The following is a 16024-nucleotide window of genomic DNA, read 5'->3' as shown; positions in this document are numbered from 1 at the left end:
CAATGCCCTGCTAGGCATCGAGACCACGAACAAGGAACTCGCAAGCCGCTGATGGCTGCAGCCGCCGTTTCGGGATTTATTCCGGGAGTGGCGGCGCCTGCAGCGCCAGCCGTTTCTTCTTGCTCAACCCGGCCATCACCATGGCATGGGACTGGCGGACATAGTCACGCAAGGCCGGCTCATCCAGCATCCGCTCATCAAACCATTGCAGCCATGTAAAGCCGCGAGACGCAAGATAGGGCGCGGGCCGCATTCCGGGCTCACCCTTCAACATCTCGAAACTCGTCTCCGATGCCTTGAATGTAACCCGTACATCATTGTCCGGCCCGGTGACGGCAATCGCGAAAACCCTGCCGCCCACCTTGTAGACGTCGGAACCGCCCCATTGAACCACATGCGTCGCCCCGCGCAGGGACATGCAGAACGGGTGCAGCTCTGGAGGCGTCTTGTCCACGTCGTTTGTGCTCCTGATACCAAAAAGGCGGATCCTGAGATCCGCCTCCTTGTAAGTTGTGCCGGGGTTCAGGCCGCTTCGCCGTGCGACTCTTCCGTCTCGGTGGCTTTCTCGTTGGAAACCGAGAACACCAGCCGGTCGGAGCCGGCCCCGACAGTGACATGCGAGCCCTCGCCCACCTCGCCGAGCAGGATTTTCTCGGCCAGCGGATCCTGCACATATTTCTGCACCACCCGCTTGAGCGGACGTGCGCCATAGGCAGGATCGTAGCCCTTGTCAGCGAGCCAGGTGCGTGCTTCCTCGTCGAGCGTGACTTCGATCTTGCGGTCGACCAGCAGTTTGGCCATCCGCTTGAGCTGGATGTCGACGATCGCGCCCATTTCCGACCGGCGCAACCGGTGGAACAGGATGATCTCGTCGATCCGGTTCAAAAATTCCGGACGGAACGACGACCGCACCACGTTCATCACGTCGTCACGCGCGGCATCCGCATCCTGATCATCAGTGAGCGCAGCCAGATACTCGGAGCCGAGGTTCGAGGTCATGACGATCAGCGTATTGCGGAAATCCACCGTACGCCCCTGGCCGTCGGTCAGCCGGCCATCATCAAGCACCTGAAGCAGCACGTTGAAGACATCGGGATGGGCCTTCTCGATTTCGTCGAACAGGATCACCTGATAGGGCCTGCGCCGCACGGCTTCCGTCAATGCGCCGCCTTCGTCGTAACCGACATAACCCGGAGGCGCTCCGATCAACCGCGAAACCGAATGCTTTTCCATGTATTCGGACATGTCCATCCGGATCATGGCCGTCTCGTCGTCGAACAGGAATTCGGCCAAAGCCTTGGTCAGCTCCGTCTTGCCGACGCCGGTGGGGCCGAGGAAGATGAACGAGCCCATAGGCCGGTTTGGATCCTGCAGGCCGGCACGGGCACGCCGCACGGCCTTGGAAACCGCCTGAACCGCTTCCTCCTGGCCCACGACACGCTTGCCGATCTCGTCTTCCATCCTCAGAAGCTTGTCGCGTTCGCCTTCCAGCATCCGGTCAACCGGAATACCGGTCCAGCGCGACACGATATGGGCGATATGATCCGGCGTCACGGTTTCCTCGACCATGCCAGCCGTTTCGCTTTCGCCATGGGCTTCGGCTTCCTTCAGCTGGCGTTCGAGCGCCGGAATTTCGGCATAGGCCAGTTCGCCCGCCCGCTGGTACTCGCCACTGCGCTGAGCGATGGCAAGATCGTTGCGCGCCTCTTCAAGCTTGAGCTTGAGATCGGCTGCCAGGCCAAGCTTCTGTTTTTCCGACTGCCAGCGCGCCGTCAGCGCCGAGGATTTTTCCTCGATGTCCGACAGTTCCTTGTCCAGCCGCTCAAGCCGGTCCTTCGATGCCTGGTCGGTCTCTTTCTTCAGCGCTTCGCGCTCGATCTTCAGCTGCATGATCCGGCGGTCGAGCTCATCGAGCTCCTCCGGCTTGGAATCGACCTGCATCCTCAGCCGCGCAGCGGATTCATCGACCAGATCGATCGCCTTGTCTGGAAGGAACCGGTCGGTGATGTAGCGGTTGGACAGCACGGCAGCCGACACCAGCGCCGAATCGCTGATCCGCACCTTGTGATGCTGCTCGTATTTTTCCTTCAGCCCGCGAAGGATCGAAACCGTGTCCTCGACTGTAGGTTCTTCCACCATGACCGGCTGGAACCGCCGGGCAAGCGCCGGGTCCTTTTCCACATGCTTGCGGTATTCATCAAGCGTGGTGGCGCCGACGCAGTGCAGCTCGCCGCGTGCCAGCGCCGGCTTCAGCAGGTTGGAGGCATCCATGGCGCCGTCGGATTTCCCCGCACCGACAAGCGTATGCATCTCGTCGATGAACAGGATGATATTGCCATTGTTGGCCTGGATTTCGGACAGCACGGCCTTGAGCCGTTCCTCGAACTCGCCGCGATACTTCGCCCCGGCAATCAGCGAGCCCATGTCGAGCGCCATCAGCTGCTTGTCCTTCAGCGATTCGGGCACATCGCCATTGACGATCCTGAGTGCGAGCCCTTCCGCGATGGCTGTCTTGCCGACACCGGGTTCACCGATCAGCACCGGGTTGTTCTTGGTCCGGCGCGACAGCACCTGGATGGTGCGGCGAATCTCGTCGTCCCGGCCGATCACCGGATCAAGCTTGCCTTCGCGGGCAGCCTCGGTCAGATCGCGGGCATATTTCTTCAGCGCATCGAAACCCTGTTCGGCACCGGCGCTGTCTGCGGTCCGGCCTTTGCGGATATCGTTGATGGTCTGGTTCATGGCCTGGGCGGTAACCCCTGCATCCTTGAGGATCTTCGAAGTCTCGGCGGATGGCTCGATGACCAGGGCCAAAAGCAACCGCTCGACCGTGACAAAGCTGTCACCGGCCTTCTTGGCGGCCTCTTCGGCAGCCTGAAACACCTTGGCGACGGGTTGCGATAGGTAGATCTGGCCGTTGCCACCGGTCACTTTCGGCAATTTCGCAATCGCCGCCTCATTGGCCAGCCGCACATCTGCCGGACGTCCGCCGGCGCGTTCGATCAGCGATGACGCCATCCCCTGATCATCATCCATCAGCACCTTGAGCAGATGCTCCGGCACGAATTGCTGGTGGCCTTCGGCAAGAGCATATGATTGTGCAGACTGGATAAATCCGCGAACGCGTTCCGAGTATTTTTCAATATTCATGGTCTTCTCCTTTGCATGTCCTACCCTTTCATGGCGCAGGACAGCGGGTCCGGATGAGCTCCCTGTTGCGGCAAGCCCGATGAGATAAACCAGATATGGGTACTCACAGTTAAGTGATAAAGACCTCTTTGAACATAAAAACCCCGGTTGTGATCAACCGGGGTTTGATTTTCATTCCCTGAAAGGGTGCGCTTATTCCGCTGCAGCGGGCTCCACCGGAGCGCGCGTTTCGCCGGATGATTCCGCTGCATCCGCACCTTCTTCCGTGCGAACCCTCTTCGGACGGCCGCGGCGGCGAGGCGCCGGACGTGGTGCCTCGTCCGTTTCGGGTGTTTCCTGTCCTATGGCCACTTCGGCCGGAACACCTTCGATCACCGGCTGCGGCGAGTCGGCATCATAGACCGGCTTCGGCTGCGGCTCCGAACGCGGTCTGCGCTCCTGGCGTTCACCCCGGTCGCTGCGCTCGTTACGTTCGCCGCGATCCTGACGCTCGTTCCGGTCCTGGCGCGACTGCCGCTCGGAGCGGTCCTGCTGCTGCTCGTTCCGGTCGCCGCGCTGATCCTGGACGTTGCCGTCATTGTCATCATCGCCATCGCGATCAGAATCGTCCTGATCCTGCGAATCGCGGGCCTGGGACGCCGAATCATCGCGCTGGAAGCGCTCTTGCATCTGGGCCTGGGCTGTCAGGATGATCCGGTTGTAATGCTCGGCATGCTGCAAATAATTTTCAGCCATGACGCGATCACCGGAACTTTGCGCATCACGGGCAAGGTTCATGTACTTCTCCGCCACATGCTGGGCGGTTCCACGGATTTTCACATCGGGACCGGAGCTGTCGTAGGAGCGCGATAGCGGGTTCTGGCCTTTGCGATTGCCGCCGCCGTTATTGTTGTTGCTTCCGCTACGTCCGCGACCGCGCTTGTTTTGCTGTCCTGGCCTCATTCGATAGTCACCTGGTTGTTTTCCTGAAAAAAATCTGTTGGGCGCTTTGGCCAGAATATCTGGCTCGCAGGTTGCGCCGCGACAAAGGACCGTCCACCGATCCAGTCACCGTTATGGGTTCAAATTCAGATACCCGCGCCAGAGGCTTTCCTGTGAACCGACGGCCAAAACTGGCGGGTTCCTAGAGCCGAGCCACATCGGATCGAATCTGTTTCAAGACTTGCTATCCGGCGCTGACCGGGAAACTAGCCATGTTTGCCTGTAATTCCAAGCCTTTTCTTGAAGTGCGCTTCAAAAGTCCTGCCGGGCGACGTTTGTCATGCCTTCCCATTTGAACAGCAGCACCCTTTCAACCCCGCCCAGATCACGAAACGTCCCCACCTCGGCAAAACCGTGCGCAACGGCAAGCGCGGCCACGGAATGCCGTTGGCCGATACCGATCTCCAGCGCCAGATACCCGCCCGCCTCAAGCCGGTGACCGGCCTGGGAGGCAATCGCGCGGTAGGCGTCAAGTCCGTCCGCCCCGCCATCGAGCGCCAGCACGGGGTCATACTCGGTCACTTCTCGGGAAAGAGACGCCAGATCACTGGTCGGAATATAGGGCGGGTTGGAAACGATCAGGTCGAACTGTACATCAAGGTCCGACAGCCAGTCCCCCTGCACTGCCTCGTAGCGGTCACCCAGCCCAAGTGCATCAGCGTTCTTCAACGCGGCCTCGACGGCCTCGGCAGAGACATCAACGCCAAGGCAGCGCGCTTCCGGACAGGTTGCCAGGAGCGCCAGGCCGATTGCGCCGGTACCGATTCCCAGGTCGGCAATCGAGCAGGAGCCTTTCGCCGCCACCCTTTCGCGAACCAGGGGCAGCACCGCGTCAATCAGCGTTTCGGTGTCGGGACGAGGCTCAAGCGTTGCAGGCGAGAGGCCGAGCGAGAGCCCGTAGAACTCCCGCGACCCCAGGATACGGTGCACCGGCATGCCCTCGATCCGGTCGTGCAGGGCTTGGTTCAGCCGGTTCCGCACATCTTCCGCAAGCGGCGTGTCACCTGCCGTTACCAACTGGTGAGGTTCAACCCCCGCCAGGTTTGCCGTCAGCAGCCGGGCATCGAGGTCAGCGGTTTCCAGACCTTCCGAGCGGAAGGCCGTCCGCATCATCAGCCATGCCTCGCCCAGCGTCGCAGCCCTGGTCAGGTCAGGCCTGGCCATGTTCGCCAAGAGTGGCCAGCTGGCCCGCCTGGTGATCGGAAATCAGCGCATCGACGATCTCGTCAATCTCGCCCATCATCATCCGGTCGAGCTTGTAAAGCGTCAGGTTGATGCGGTGATCGGTCACCCGGCCTTGCGGGAAATTGTATGTCCGGATCCGCTCCGACCGGTCGCCCGACCCGACCTGGCTCTTGCGGTCGGCCGAACGTTCGCTGTCGGCTTTCTGACGTTCCATGTCGAACAGTCGTGAGCGCAGCACCTGCATTGCCTTGGCGCGGTTCTGGTGCTGCGATTTCTCCGAGGATGTCACCACCAGCCCGGTCGGCAAATGGGTGATGCGTACAGCCGAGTCCGTGGTGTTGACGTGCTGACCGCCGGCGCCCGACGCCCGCATCGTGTCGATCCGGATATCCTCCGGACGCACTTCGATGTCGATGTCCTCCGCCTCCGGCAGCACCGCAACAGTCGCAGCCGACGTATGAATGCGCCCGCCGGATTCCGTTTCCGGTACCCGTTGCACCCGATGCACGCCGGATTCGAATTTCAGCCGCGCAAACACGCCCTTGCCCGAAACCGTGGCGATGATTTCCTTGTAGCCGCCGGCTTCACCCTCGCTCGCCGACAGCACTTCCACCCGCCATCCCCGTGAGGAGGCATAGCGCTCGTACATGCGGAAAAGATCGCCTGCGAACAGGGCCGCCTCGGAGCCGCCTGTTCCTGCGCGGATTTCAACGATGGCGCTGCGCTCGTCGGCAGCGTCCTTGGGCAGCAGCATGATCTCGATCTGCTGCTCGAGCTTTTCAATCCGGCTCCTGATCGCCTTCAGCTCTTCCTCGGCCATCTCCCGCATCTCGCGGTCGGTTGAACTGTCAGCCAGCATCGCCATCAGATCGGCGCGCTCGGCTTCGGCTTTCGACAATTCCCTGATCTCGCCGACAAGCGGCTGCAGTTCGGAATACTCGGAAGCCAGCTTCACATAGGTTTCCGCATCCGGACCTGCCGACATGCGCGCCTCGACCTCGTCGAAGCGGCGCTCGAGTTCACGGATTTTCTGAATCGGCAATCTCGCCATTACTTGATCCTAAAGGCTCACGCCATTGGCGTCGGCAAAGTCCATCAGGAACTCGCGAACTGTTTTTTCGCTTCGCGTATCGGCAATGATCGGCAGCAGGGATTCTTCCAGTTTGCCCAGATCGAGCGACAGCAGCATCGATTTGACCGGGCCTATGGCTGCCGGCGACATCGAGATGTTGCGGAAGCCGATGCCGAGCAGCGCCATCGCCGAGAGCGGCTTGCCGGCGATCTCGCCACAAAGGGTCAGCGGTGTATTGGTCCTGTTGGCCGCTTCGACAATCTGGCGCAGCACGCGCAGGAAAGGCCGCCCCAGGGTATCGAACCGGTCGGCCACACGGGAATTTCCCCGGTCGACCGCCATCAGGAACTGGAACAGGTCGTTGGAACCGACGGAAACGAAATCGATCTCTTCCATCAACTCGTCAAGCTGCCAGAGCAGGCTCGGCACTTCCAGCATTGCGCCAAACTGCAGGCTGCGCGGCAACTGGTACCCAAAGCGGGAAAGGTGCCGGACCTCCTTGTTCAACAGCTCGCGCGCCAGGCGAAGCTCGTTGACCTCGGTGATCATTGGAAGCATCAGCTTCAGCTCGGCTCCGGCGGCGGCTTTCAGAAGCGCCCGCAGCTGGGTCCGCAGCAATCCCGGCCGGTCCAGCGCAAGCCGGATGGCGCGCCATCCAAGCGCCGGGTTTTCCTCTTCGGCGGAGCGGAAATACGGCACCACCTTGTCGCCGCCGATATCCAGCGTGCGGAATGTGACCGGGCTTCCGGCCGCCTGCCGCAACACACTGCGATAGAGATTTTCCTGCTCGTCGACCTTCGGCATGGTCGAGGCAATCATGAACTGGAGTTCCGTCCGGAACAGCCCGATGCCGCTGGCGCCGGATTCACTGAGCTGCGGCAGATCCACCAGAAGGCCGGCGTTCATCTGCAAGGTGATGTATTGGCCGTCGCGTGTGCGCGGCTCCACCGTGCGCAACGCCCGGAACTGTTCCTGCCGCTTGGCCCGGAAGCGGACCTTGTCGGCATAGGCATCCTGGACGTCCGACATCGGGCGCAGGTGCACAACACCGTCCTCGCCATCAACGATGATGGAATCCCGGTTTTCCGCAAGCGACGCGATGCCGATCACCTGGCCGACAACCGGTATCCCCATCGCCCGGGCAACAATCACCACATGGCTTGTCACCGCGCCGTCCTCGAGCACGAGGCCGCGGATCGCTTCGCGCGGATAATCAAGCAGTTCGGCAGCACCCATGGCGCGCGCCACGATGATCGCATCCTGCGGCAATCCCTTGCTGCCGGGGACAAAGCCGGTCAGCTGCCTGAGCAGGCGGTTGGCGAGATCGTCGAAATCGTGCAGCCGTTCGCGCAGGTAGGAATCGGTCATGTGGATCATGCGGGCGCGGGTGTCGCTCTGCACTTTCTCCACCGCTGCCTCGCAGGTCAGCCCGTTGCGAATCGCTTCCTCGAGCTTCCGCACCCAGCCGCGATCATGGGCAAACATCCGGTAGGCTTCGAGAACCGCACGGTGTTCCCCCTCCATCGAGACATCCCGCCGCGACAGCATGTCGTCGATGGAAATACGCAGCGATCCCAGGGCTTCTTCAAGCCGCTTGAGTTCGGCATCGATGTCATCATTGAGAAGTTCGGTAACGACAATGCGCGGTTCATGCAGGACGACGTGGCCAAGGCCGATGCCGTCTCCGTAAGCGTCACCCTCGATTGTCACCGGACGGTTCAGGTCAAGCTCAAGTCCAGGCCGGGTGATCTGCTTGAGTTCGCCCGTGGCGATCATCTCGGCCAACACCATCGACGTGGTCTCGAGAGCCTCGACCTCGTCCTCGCGGTACTTGCGATGCGCCTTGTTCTGGACGACCAGAACACCCAGCGACCGGCCGGCCCTCAGGATCGGAACCCCGAGGAAGGAATTGTAGATCTCTTCGCCGGTTTCCGGCAGGTAGGTAAAGGCCGGATGGGACTGGGCGTCCGACAGGTTGAGCGAACGGGCGCTGGCGGCAATCGTGCCGACCAGACCCTGGCCCATCTTCAGCTGGGCCAGGTGCACCGAGTCCTTGTTCAGGCCTTCGGTGGCGAAAAGCTCCAGCGCACCATCGGCGCGCAGCACGTAAAACGAGCACACTTCAGCGACCATGTTGGCCGCGATCTGGCGGACAATCTGGTCAAGGCGCTCCTGCGGCTCAAGGGGCTCCGCCATCAACTCGCGCAGCCGCCTGAGAAGGACGCGCGGACCTGTCGAAAGGTCTCTCATCGCGCTTCATTCTCCCAATTCGTGTGGCCCGCCCAGAAAAGCTCCCGGCCGGTTAACAGAGTTCGGCTTTTGCCGGTTTATATTGATCCCGTTGGCTAAGTCTTATCCAGACCGTAGACGGAATGCAAAGTCCTAACCGCGAGTTCTGCATAAGCGCCGTCGATCAGGATCGAAATCTTGATTTCTGAAGTCGTTATTGCTTTGATATTAATGGATTTCTCCGCAAGGGCCTTGAACGCGCTTGCAGCCACGCCGGCGTGGCTTCGCATGCCGATGCCGATAACAGAAACCTTCGCCAGACCTGATTCGCTCTGAACCACGTCGTAGCCGATCAGCTCTTTCTGGCCGGCGAGCACCGTCAACGCCTTCTCGGCATCGCTCGAGGGCACAGTGAAAGTCATGTCGGTCCGTGATCCGTCTTCGGAAATGTTCTGGACGATCATGTCGACATTGATGTGCGAGTCCGCAAGCGGACCGAAAATCGCCGCCGAAACGCCGGGCCGGTCGGCAAGCCGCCTCAAAGAGATCTGCGCTTCGTCCTTGGCGTAGGCAATGCCGGTAACGACTTCCTGTTCCACGATTTCTTCCTCGTCGCAAATAAGAGTTCCGGGCGGATTGAGCAGATCCCCCATTCCTGGCGCATCCGGATCGTCAAAGCTCGAGCGCACGAAGGTTCTCACCTTGTGAACCATCGCCAGTTCGACCGACCGGACCTGCAGCACCTTGGCGCCGAGCGATGCCATTTCAAGCATTTCCTCGAACGCGATCTTTTTCATCCGCCGCGCCTTCGGCTCAACCCGGGGATCGGTGGTATAGACGCCGTCGACGTCGGTATAGATATCGCAGCGGTCAGCCTTCACGGCTGCCGCGATCGCGACAGCACTGGTATCCGAACCACCGCGCCCGAGCGTTGCCAGCCGGTTGTCCGGGCCCACGCCCTGAAAGCCGGCAACAACCGCGACCTGCCCCATTTCGAACCGGCGGATCAGTTCGGACCCGTCGATATCGACAATCCGCGCCGCCGCATGGGCATTGTCGGTCTTCACCGGAATCTGCCAGCCCTGCCAGGACCGGGCGTCCACGCCCATCGATTGCAGCGCGATGGCGAGCAGTCCGCTGGTTACTTGTTCGCCTGACGCAACGATCGCGTCATACTCGCGCGCATCGTAAAACGAGGCGCTGGCACCGGCGACCTTCGGCATCTGCTGCACCCAGTTCACCAGTTCGTTGGTCTTGCCGGCCATCGCCGACACCACCACGGCAACCTGGTGCCCCGCGTCCACTTCACGCTTGACGTGCCGGGCAACGTTGTGGATCCGTTCCAGGTCGGCGACCGAAGTGCCGCCAAATTTCATCACTATGCGGGCCATGCTGTCTTATCCGCTGCCGAACCCGCTAACGGGCAAGAAAAACCGCCCCGGGTTCCGGAGCGGAAGGTGGCGGTCTCATAGCTAAAAATCCGCCGCGCTGCAACCGGATCGCTGATGTGACATTGCCTGCTCTTGACAAGGCAGGCCCAACGCCCGAGTTGATTGTCTGGAATACAACACCGGAGAGACCGATGAGCCAGGCTGCCCAGACAACGATCGATCAGGACGAAGTTGCGCGGTTTTCGGCCATGGCGGCGGAATGGTGGAGCCCCACCGGCAAGTTCCGCCCCCTGCACAAGTTCAATCCGGTACGCCTGACCTATATCCGCGATCATGTTGCCGCACATTTCGGCCGTGACCCGAAAAGCGACAAGCCCCTGGCCGGCTTGAGGTTGCTCGATATCGGCTGTGGCGGCGGGCTTTTGTCGGAACCGATGGCCCGCATGGGCGCCGAGGTGCTTGGCGCCGATGCATCCAGGACCAACGTCGAAGTGGCTTCGATCCATGCGGCACAGAGCGGCGTGAACGTGAACTACGAGGCCGTAACGTCCGAGGAATTGGCCGCCCGCGGCGAACGCTTTGACATCGTGCTCAACATGGAAGTGGTCGAGCATGTCGCCGACGTCGACCTGTTCCTCACCTCCTGCGCCGAGATGGTCAAGCCGGGTGGCCTGATGTTTGTCGCCACCATCAACCGGACCATGAAGGCCATGGCACTGGCAATCATCGGCGCCGAATATGTCTTGCGCTGGCTGCCGCGCGGCACGCATCAGTATGAAAGACTGGTCCGGCCGGAAGAAATCGAAACACCATTGGCCGCATCGGGCCTGAACGTCATCGACCGCACCGGCGTGTTTTACAATCCGCTCCAGGATCAGTGGAACCTGTCCCGCGACATGGACGTCAACTACATGATGCTGATGGAGCGCCCCAAGGCCTCCTGATCCCCCCGGCACACCACCTCGCTCGGCCCGCTTTACCCGGACAAGCCCGGTGTCAGACGGGCATTCCCTTGAGCTGCTCAAGCAGATCGCCCTGGCCCGGCGCGTTCGCTTCAATCAGGGTTTTGACCCGGGCACGGTCGATTTCCACAAGCCCGCCGTCCGGATCATAAGCCTGCTTGAAATTGAATGCCGATGGCCCCGGCCCGTGATCATGCAGCCGTTCCAGCCTTTTGGTCGCCTGTTCCCAAACCGGGCGGTCGCCGGCCTGGATCCACCAGAGAACCAGGGGCGGCCAGTCATTTCTGGTGTTCCAGTTGCGCGCATTTTGCAGCGCCTCGGCATGGACCCCGGCATAGGTGAAAGCCATCAGGCTTTCGATGTCTGCCCAGACCGATAGTGATGACGGCCCGCAGTCAAACCCGCTGCCTTCGAGAAACCGGGGAAAGACCTGGACGCCCCAGCTCTCCGGTCCCGGCTCGCCGTCATAGCCCGAGCGGCCGACAAATCCTGACGCCTTCTCAGCAGCGGCAAAGTTCAACGGTTCGCGCTTGAGAAACCCCTGCACCCGGGGTGAATCGTAAGCCGCCACATGCAGACCGAAATTGTACATCGCAAGATGAAAGCCGGGCGAGGCCATCTCAGCTCAGGTCGTCCGGAAATTCCGGCAACGGGGCGATCTCGATTCCTTCCTCGACCAGTGACCTGGCATCATCACTCGACGCTTTGCCGATGATGCCGCGTGCTTCGGCTTCGCCGTGATGGATCTTGCGCGCTTCATCGGCAAACCGGTCGCCGACATCTTCGGAGTTCTGCTTGATTGTCTGCACCATGTCCCTCAGCTTGCGCATCATCTCGCGCTTTTCGGGATCGAGCGCCAGAGGCCGCGCCGGAGCTTCCTTCGATACCGCAACCGCCGGCGCCATCAGCGCCTTGCCGACCTGCCGGGAGCCGCAGACCGGGCATTCAACCAGTCCGCGCTCGGCCTGGCTGTCAAAATCCTTGCTTGAGGAAAACCATCCCTCAAATTCATGATCCTTGTCACAATGCAAAGAAAAGCGGATCACGCCACTCTCTCTCCTCTTGTTGCCTCTATTCCGGTTTCGACCCGGTACTCCCGGGCATTCTTCAGATTGGGAATTTTCGACCGCGCCGCGGCGACCTCGTCAAGCTGCAACGAGGCGACGATCACGCCGGGCTCATCATGGTCGGCCTCCGCGATCACGCGTCCCCACGGATCGACGATAAGCGAATGGCCGTAGGTTTCCCGCCCGTCTTCATGCACCCCGCCCTGCGCCGCCGAGATCACGAAAGCACCGTTTTCGATCGCGCGGGCGCGTTGCAGCACATGCCAGTGCGCCTCGCCGGTCTGACGCGTAAAGGCAGCCGGCGCGGTCAGAATATCGGCACCGGCCAGCGCCAGTTCGCGGAACAGGTGCGGGAAACGGACATCGTAACAGATGCCCATGCCGAGCCGGGCGACATCGAGATCCACGGTCCGCGCCACTTCGCCGGGCTGATAGACCGAGCTTTCCCGCCAGCTCTCGCCATTGTCGAGATCCACGTCAAACATGTGGATCTTGTCATAATGGGCAAGCGCACGGCCGTCGGGACCGAACACCACGCCGCGATTGGCCGTCATATCGCCACCGACATCGATCGCCGTTGACCCGACATGCAGATAGATGCCCAGTTCGCCGGCAAGCGACGACGCTTCCTTGAGAACGGGGTCATCGGCTTCCGTTTTGAGAATGCTGCGCAGGCCGTCACGGTTTTTCTGGACGGCACCGGTCATTTCCGGTGTCTGCACATAGCGTGCGCCACGCGAGGCCGCATCGCGGACCAGGCCGGCCATGGCTTCAATGTTCGCCTCGGGCGTGACACCCGACCGCATCTGTACTGCGGCGACAACCAGTTCACGCATGTCTCAGCCCCCTGTCAGCATGGGATCAAGCTTGCCGGCACGATCAAGAGCATGCAGCTCGTCGCAGCCTCCAACATGAACACCATCAATGAATATCTGCGGAAACGTAGCCCGGCCGTTGGCCTTGCCGATCATTTCCTGCTTCAGCTCCGGGGAGAAAGTCGCATCATGCTCGGTGTAGCTGACGCCTTTTCCGTCCAGCAAACGTTTGGCAGCGGTACAGAAACCGCAGAACTGCCGGGTATAGAGGATTACGTCTGCCATGCGGGTCTCCATTCGTTCGACGGCCTTCGCGGCCCTTCAAGCATATAGGGTTTCCTCACCCGGGCTTGCAACCCTGGCAAAGGTCAGCACGTTGACCCGGCTCGCGCCTGCACGCAACAGCGATCGCGTGGCTGCCTCCACAGTTGACCCGGTGGTCAGCACGTCATCGACCAGCAGCACCTTGAGCCCGGCAACCCGCGACACCTGTTCGGGCACCGTCTGGAACGCCCCGCGAACATTGTCCTGCCGGGCCTTCAAGCCCAGGCCGACCTGCTGCCGCGTGGCACGAATCCGCCGCATCACACCGGGCAGGAACGGTTTGCCGCAATGCCTGGCAAGCGTCCGTGCCAACTCCGCCGACTGGTTGTAACGCCGGGCAAACAACCGCCCCCGGTGCAACGGCACCGCAATGATGACATCACTGTCATCGATAACGTCCCGCCCTGCCCGGATCATCCACTCCGCCATCATGGTGGCGAGATCGGCGCGGTCAGAATACTTCAGCCCATGGACAATCTTGCGGGCAACGCCATCATGAAACACCGCCGCCCGCGCCTTTGCATAGGACGGCGGATTGGCGATCGCCTCGGGCGAGACATATCCGTCACCCCGGTCATGATCGAAGGGCATGCCGGTGATCTCGCAATAGGGCCGCTCGATGAACCGCACCGTCGACCAGCATTCCGTGCACAAGCCGGCGGGCCGCCCCACCATTTTGCCACACCCCGAGCAGACCGGCGGATACACCAGTTGCATCACCCCCAGACCCGCGAACTGGCATGCAGCCAGCAATCGGAGCCTGAATTGAAGGAAATCCGCACGGTCCATCAGTTGACTTTACTGCCGTTCCATCCAACAAGCGAGCCGCAACCCGGCCAACAGGCCTCAGTTGAACCCGAAACCTACCGATAGGCCACGATCATGGATCGTCTCTTTGATCACACCCTGCTACGTCAGCGCCGATTGCGCGCATTGGCCGGTTTTGAACCGGGTGCGGATTTCCTCGTTCGCCGGGTCGCCGAAGACATGGCCGAACGGCTCTCGGTGGTGGAAAGGCAATTCGATCACCCGGTCCTGGTTCATGCCGGCTTGCCGCTTGCCGCCACCATGATGAAAGCCACCGGTAAGACCGCCGATTTCACCTATGTCGACATGTGCGAGATCCCCGGCGTCGAGCCGGACAGGCAAGTTTTCGCCGAGCCCGATCTTGTGCCGCTGGAGCCGGGCAGTGCCGATCTGATCGTTTCACCTCTGGCGCTGCACGTGACCAACGACACACCGGGCGTGCTGGTGCAATTGCGCCATGCGCTGAAGCCTGACGGACTGCTGCTCGCAGCCACCCCGGGTGCCGGCACCCTGGGCGAGTTGCGTGAATCCCTGCTGGCTGCGGAAAGCGAACTGACCGGCGGCGCCAATACCCGCATTCATCCCTTTGCCGATATCCGTGATTATGGCGCTTTGCTGCAACGCGCCGGCTTTGCCCTGCCCGTCGCCGATATCGACGACATCGTGGTCAGGTATCCTGACATGTTTGCACTGCTCAAGGACGTGCGCGCCATGGGCATGACCTCGATCCTGACGGACAGAAGCCGCAAACCGGCAAGCAGATCGCTGTTTCTGAGAGCCGCGCAGATCTATGCGGAACGGTTTTCCGACCCCGACGGGCGTATCCGCGCCAGTTTCCCGGTGGTTCACCTCTCCGGATGGGCGCCGCATGAAAACCAGCAAAAACCGCTCAAGCCAGGCTCCGCCAAGGCGCGTCTGGCCGACGCATTGAAAACGCCGGAACAAAAGCTTCCCCGCTGAGGCCGGTCAGGCCTACTGGGAATTCTTGAGGTGTTGCGCGGTGCTGTCCATGTTGTTGTTGATGGCCTCGCCAATGACGGTCATCCCGCTGATCAGTGCGGTCGCAATCAATGCGGCAATGAGGCCATATTCAATTGCGGTTGCGCCAGACCTGTCTTCTATAAATCTGCAAAACAAGGATTTCATGGCTCAATTCCGCTTCCATTTTGGTGCCGGGGTCGGGGTCGCTCAGCAGTCTCCCGACTTCCGGCCGTTGCTTCGAATGATGCAGAGCGCGCCCGGGTTGTCCTGCAGGATTGATCTGCGGACAGTATAGGACGTGGTTTTCGAGCGCGGCGGAATCGATCCGGTGGTAATGTTGTCGTACTGGTCGGGCATCCATGCAACCCGTGCCGAAGTCGTCCGGTCGGCAGCAATCGGCGTAAGAATGGCTGCAATGGCGATGGCCGCGGTGCCAAACAGAAGAGCAACACGCACCGCGCCAAATCTCTTTGGCTGGCTTTCCTGTCCGTCTCTGTCCATCACCGTCATCCAGAAATCACCGTTGCTCATAACGCCTCCACCAAGAATCCTTCCGGATCCAACACTCATGCTTATTCATGCGTGAAGTAAATTGAAGTTTCATTAACGATAATGACAACAAACAGCATTTGCCGTGTGGCAGCATCAACTCACAAGAGATCGATGAGATAGGGAATCAGCGGCTCGTCGGCCGGCGGCATCGGATAATCCCGCATGTCCCGAGGGCGGACCCACTTCAGCGCCTGCCCTTCAAGTCCGCGGGCGGTGCCTTCAAACCGGCGGCAGACGAAAAGCGGCATCAGCAGATGAAACTCGTCATAGCTGTGGCTGGCGAAGGTCAGCGGCGCCAGGCACGCCTCCCTGGTGGTCACCCCGATTTCTTCGGCAAGCTCGCGGATCAGCGCCGCTTCAGGCGATTCCCCCGCTTCCACCTTGCCGCCGGGAAATTCCCAGAGTCCGGCCAGCTGCTTGCCTTCGGGTCTCTGGGTCAACAGCACCCGGCCATCCGCATCCACGAGGGCGCAGGCAGCAACCAGCAGTATTTTCCTGTCGCTCATCC

18 protein-coding genes (1 of these 18 running past the window's edge) are annotated in these 16024 nt (G+C 61.1%); 3 read left to right on the top strand and 15 right to left on the bottom strand.

From position 1 onward, the window contains the following. On the top strand, window positions 1–52 hold the end of the coding sequence (locus WNY80_RS06630; protein ID WP_342886569.1) for a M23 family metallopeptidase. Its footprint begins 1895 nt before the window's first position; only the last 52 of its 1947 coding nucleotides appear in the window; its start codon lies off the left edge, out of view; its stop codon occupies window positions 50–52. Between the two features lie 24 nt (window positions 53–76). Here the strand turns inward: WNY80_RS06630 and WNY80_RS06625 are convergent, their stop codons facing one another. The 7 genes from WNY80_RS06625 to WNY80_RS06595 form a co-directional block, all read right to left on the bottom strand. Then, window positions 77–454: an MmcQ/YjbR family DNA-binding protein gene (locus WNY80_RS06625; protein ID WP_342886568.1), complete on the bottom strand. Its 378-nt coding sequence runs from the start codon at window positions 452–454 to the stop codon at window positions 77–79. Between the two features lie 68 nt (window positions 455–522). Further along, complete coding sequence (gene clpB, locus WNY80_RS06620; protein WP_342886567.1) at window positions 523–3150, bottom strand: ATP-dependent chaperone ClpB; 2628 nt, start codon at window positions 3148–3150, stop codon at window positions 523–525. 192 nt (window positions 3151–3342) lie between these two features. Then, window positions 3343–4092, bottom strand: coding sequence for a DUF4167 domain-containing protein (locus tag WNY80_RS06615; protein ID WP_342886566.1), 750 nt, complete (start codon window positions 4090–4092; stop codon window positions 3343–3345). A gap of 291 nt (window positions 4093–4383) precedes the next feature. Continuing rightward, on the bottom strand, window positions 4384–5295 hold the full coding sequence (gene prmC / locus WNY80_RS06610) for a peptide chain release factor N(5)-glutamine methyltransferase (RefSeq protein ID WP_342886565.1): 912 nt from the start codon (window positions 5293–5295) through the stop codon (window positions 4384–4386). Further along, on the bottom strand, window positions 5282–6367 hold the full coding sequence (gene prfA / locus WNY80_RS06605; protein ID WP_342886564.1) for a peptide chain release factor 1: 1086 nt from the start codon (window positions 6365–6367) through the stop codon (window positions 5282–5284). Before prfA ends, prmC begins: the two co-directional genes overlap by 14 nt. A gap of 9 nt (window positions 6368–6376) precedes the next feature. Continuing rightward, on the bottom strand, window positions 6377–8638 hold the full coding sequence (gene ptsP, locus WNY80_RS06600; RefSeq protein WP_342886563.1) for a phosphoenolpyruvate--protein phosphotransferase: 2262 nt from the start codon (window positions 8636–8638) through the stop codon (window positions 6377–6379). A 95-nt stretch (window positions 8639–8733) separates the two neighbouring features. Then, the gene (locus WNY80_RS06595) at window positions 8734–10008 is read right to left on the bottom strand and encodes an aspartate kinase (RefSeq protein ID WP_342886562.1); all 1275 of its coding nucleotides are present in this window, start codon (window positions 10006–10008) and stop codon (window positions 8734–8736) included. A 191-nt stretch (window positions 10009–10199) separates the two neighbouring features. On the opposite strand from WNY80_RS06595, the gene ubiG reads away from it, so the two are divergent. Next, window positions 10200–10952: a bifunctional 2-polyprenyl-6-hydroxyphenol methylase/3-demethylubiquinol 3-O-methyltransferase UbiG gene (gene ubiG / locus WNY80_RS06590; RefSeq protein WP_342886561.1), complete on the top strand. Its 753-nt coding sequence runs from the start codon at window positions 10200–10202 to the stop codon at window positions 10950–10952. 52 nt (window positions 10953–11004) lie between these two features. On the opposite strand, the gene WNY80_RS06585 is transcribed toward ubiG, so the two are convergent. Genes WNY80_RS06585 through WNY80_RS06565 form a run of 5 tightly spaced genes read right to left on the bottom strand, consistent with a single transcriptional unit; the run spans window position 11005 to window position 13893 of the window. Next, complete coding sequence (locus tag WNY80_RS06585) at window positions 11005–11589, bottom strand: DUF3291 domain-containing protein (RefSeq protein ID WP_342886560.1); 585 nt, start codon at window positions 11587–11589, stop codon at window positions 11005–11007. A gap of 1 nt (window position 11590) precedes the next feature. Continuing rightward, window positions 11591–12016, bottom strand: coding sequence for a DUF1178 family protein (locus tag WNY80_RS06580; RefSeq protein ID WP_342886559.1), 426 nt, complete (start codon window positions 12014–12016; stop codon window positions 11591–11593). After that, window positions 12013–12873, bottom strand: coding sequence for a carbon-nitrogen hydrolase family protein (locus WNY80_RS06575; protein ID WP_342886558.1), 861 nt, complete (start codon window positions 12871–12873; stop codon window positions 12013–12015). The genes WNY80_RS06580 and WNY80_RS06575 overlap by 4 nt, the downstream gene beginning before the upstream one ends. A gap of 3 nt (window positions 12874–12876) precedes the next feature. Beyond that, the gene (gene grxC / locus WNY80_RS06570; RefSeq protein ID WP_342886557.1) at window positions 12877–13137 is read right to left on the bottom strand and encodes a glutaredoxin 3; all 261 of its coding nucleotides are present in this window, start codon (window positions 13135–13137) and stop codon (window positions 12877–12879) included. 36 nt (window positions 13138–13173) lie between these two features. Then, window positions 13174–13893 (bottom strand): ComF family protein, encoded by a 720-nt coding sequence (locus WNY80_RS06565; protein ID WP_342886933.1) that lies wholly within the window; start codon window positions 13891–13893, stop codon window positions 13174–13176. Window positions 13894–14058: 165 nt separating this feature from the next. Between WNY80_RS06565 and WNY80_RS06560 the strand changes: the two genes are divergently transcribed. Next, window positions 14059–14943, top strand: coding sequence for a methyltransferase domain-containing protein (locus tag WNY80_RS06560; protein ID WP_342886556.1), 885 nt, complete (start codon window positions 14059–14061; stop codon window positions 14941–14943). A gap of 12 nt (window positions 14944–14955) precedes the next feature. Here WNY80_RS06560 and WNY80_RS06555 read toward each other — a convergent pair whose 3' ends face one another. From WNY80_RS06555 to WNY80_RS06545, 3 genes are all read right to left on the bottom strand, one after another. Then, a complete protein-coding gene (locus tag WNY80_RS06555; protein WP_342886555.1) occupies window positions 14956–15129 on the bottom strand; it encodes a Flp family type IVb pilin in 174 nt (57 codons plus the stop codon). 42 nt (window positions 15130–15171) lie between these two features. Further along, window positions 15172–15495, bottom strand: a complete 324-nt coding sequence (locus tag WNY80_RS06550) for a hypothetical protein (RefSeq protein WP_342886554.1) — start codon at window positions 15493–15495, stop codon at window positions 15172–15174. A gap of 119 nt (window positions 15496–15614) precedes the next feature. Continuing rightward, window positions 15615–16022 (bottom strand): (deoxy)nucleoside triphosphate pyrophosphohydrolase, encoded by a 408-nt coding sequence (locus WNY80_RS06545; protein WP_342886553.1) that lies wholly within the window; start codon window positions 16020–16022, stop codon window positions 15615–15617. Window positions 16023–16024: the final 2 nt, after the last annotated feature.

Origin of the sequence: Hoeflea sp. AS16, from assembly GCF_038900095.1 — a bacterium.
Lineage (GTDB): Bacteria > Pseudomonadota > Alphaproteobacteria > Rhizobiales > Rhizobiaceae > Hoeflea.
Note: the sequence above shows the minus strand (reverse complement) of the source record. Positions and strands in the feature narration are given on the sequence as shown.

Bases quoted from the DNA above. Each gene is read 5' to 3' on its own strand.
- clpB (WP_342886567.1), bottom strand. From the start codon at position 3,150: ATGAATATTGAAAAATACTCGGAACGCGTTCGCGGATTTATCCAGTCT.
- WNY80_RS06615 (WP_342886566.1), bottom strand. From the start codon at position 4,092: ATGAGGCCAGGACAGCAAAACAAGCGCGGTCGCGGACGTAGCGGAAGC.
- prmC (WP_342886565.1), bottom strand. From the start codon at position 5,295: ATGGCCAGGCCTGACCTGACCAGGGCTGCGACGCTGGGCGAGGCATGG.
- prfA (WP_342886564.1), bottom strand. From the start codon at position 6,367: ATGGCGAGATTGCCGATTCAGAAAATCCGTGAACTCGAGCGCCGCTTC.
- ptsP (WP_342886563.1), bottom strand. From the start codon at position 8,638: ATGAGAGACCTTTCGACAGGTCCGCGCGTCCTTCTCAGGCGGCTGCGC.
- WNY80_RS06595 (WP_342886562.1), bottom strand. From the start codon at position 10,008: ATGGCCCGCATAGTGATGAAATTTGGCGGCACTTCGGTCGCCGACCTG.
- ubiG (WP_342886561.1), top strand. From the start codon at position 10,200: ATGAGCCAGGCTGCCCAGACAACGATCGATCAGGACGAAGTTGCGCGG.
- WNY80_RS06585 (WP_342886560.1), bottom strand. From the start codon at position 11,589: ATGGCCTCGCCCGGCTTTCATCTTGCGATGTACAATTTCGGTCTGCAT.
- WNY80_RS06575 (WP_342886558.1), bottom strand. From the start codon at position 12,873: ATGCGTGAACTGGTTGTCGCCGCAGTACAGATGCGGTCGGGTGTCACG.
- grxC (WP_342886557.1), bottom strand. From the start codon at position 13,137: ATGGCAGACGTAATCCTCTATACCCGGCAGTTCTGCGGTTTCTGTACC.
- WNY80_RS06565 (WP_342886933.1), bottom strand. From the start codon at position 13,893: ATGCAACTGGTGTATCCGCCGGTCTGCTCGGGGTGTGGCAAAATGGTG.
- WNY80_RS06560 (WP_342886556.1), top strand. From the start codon at position 14,059: ATGGATCGTCTCTTTGATCACACCCTGCTACGTCAGCGCCGATTGCGC.
- WNY80_RS06555 (WP_342886555.1), bottom strand. From the start codon at position 15,129: ATGAAATCCTTGTTTTGCAGATTTATAGAAGACAGGTCTGGCGCAACC.
- WNY80_RS06550 (WP_342886554.1), bottom strand. From the start codon at position 15,495: ATGAGCAACGGTGATTTCTGGATGACGGTGATGGACAGAGACGGACAG.
- WNY80_RS06545 (WP_342886553.1), bottom strand. From the start codon at position 16,022: ATGAGCGACAGGAAAATACTGCTGGTTGCTGCCTGCGCCCTCGTGGAT.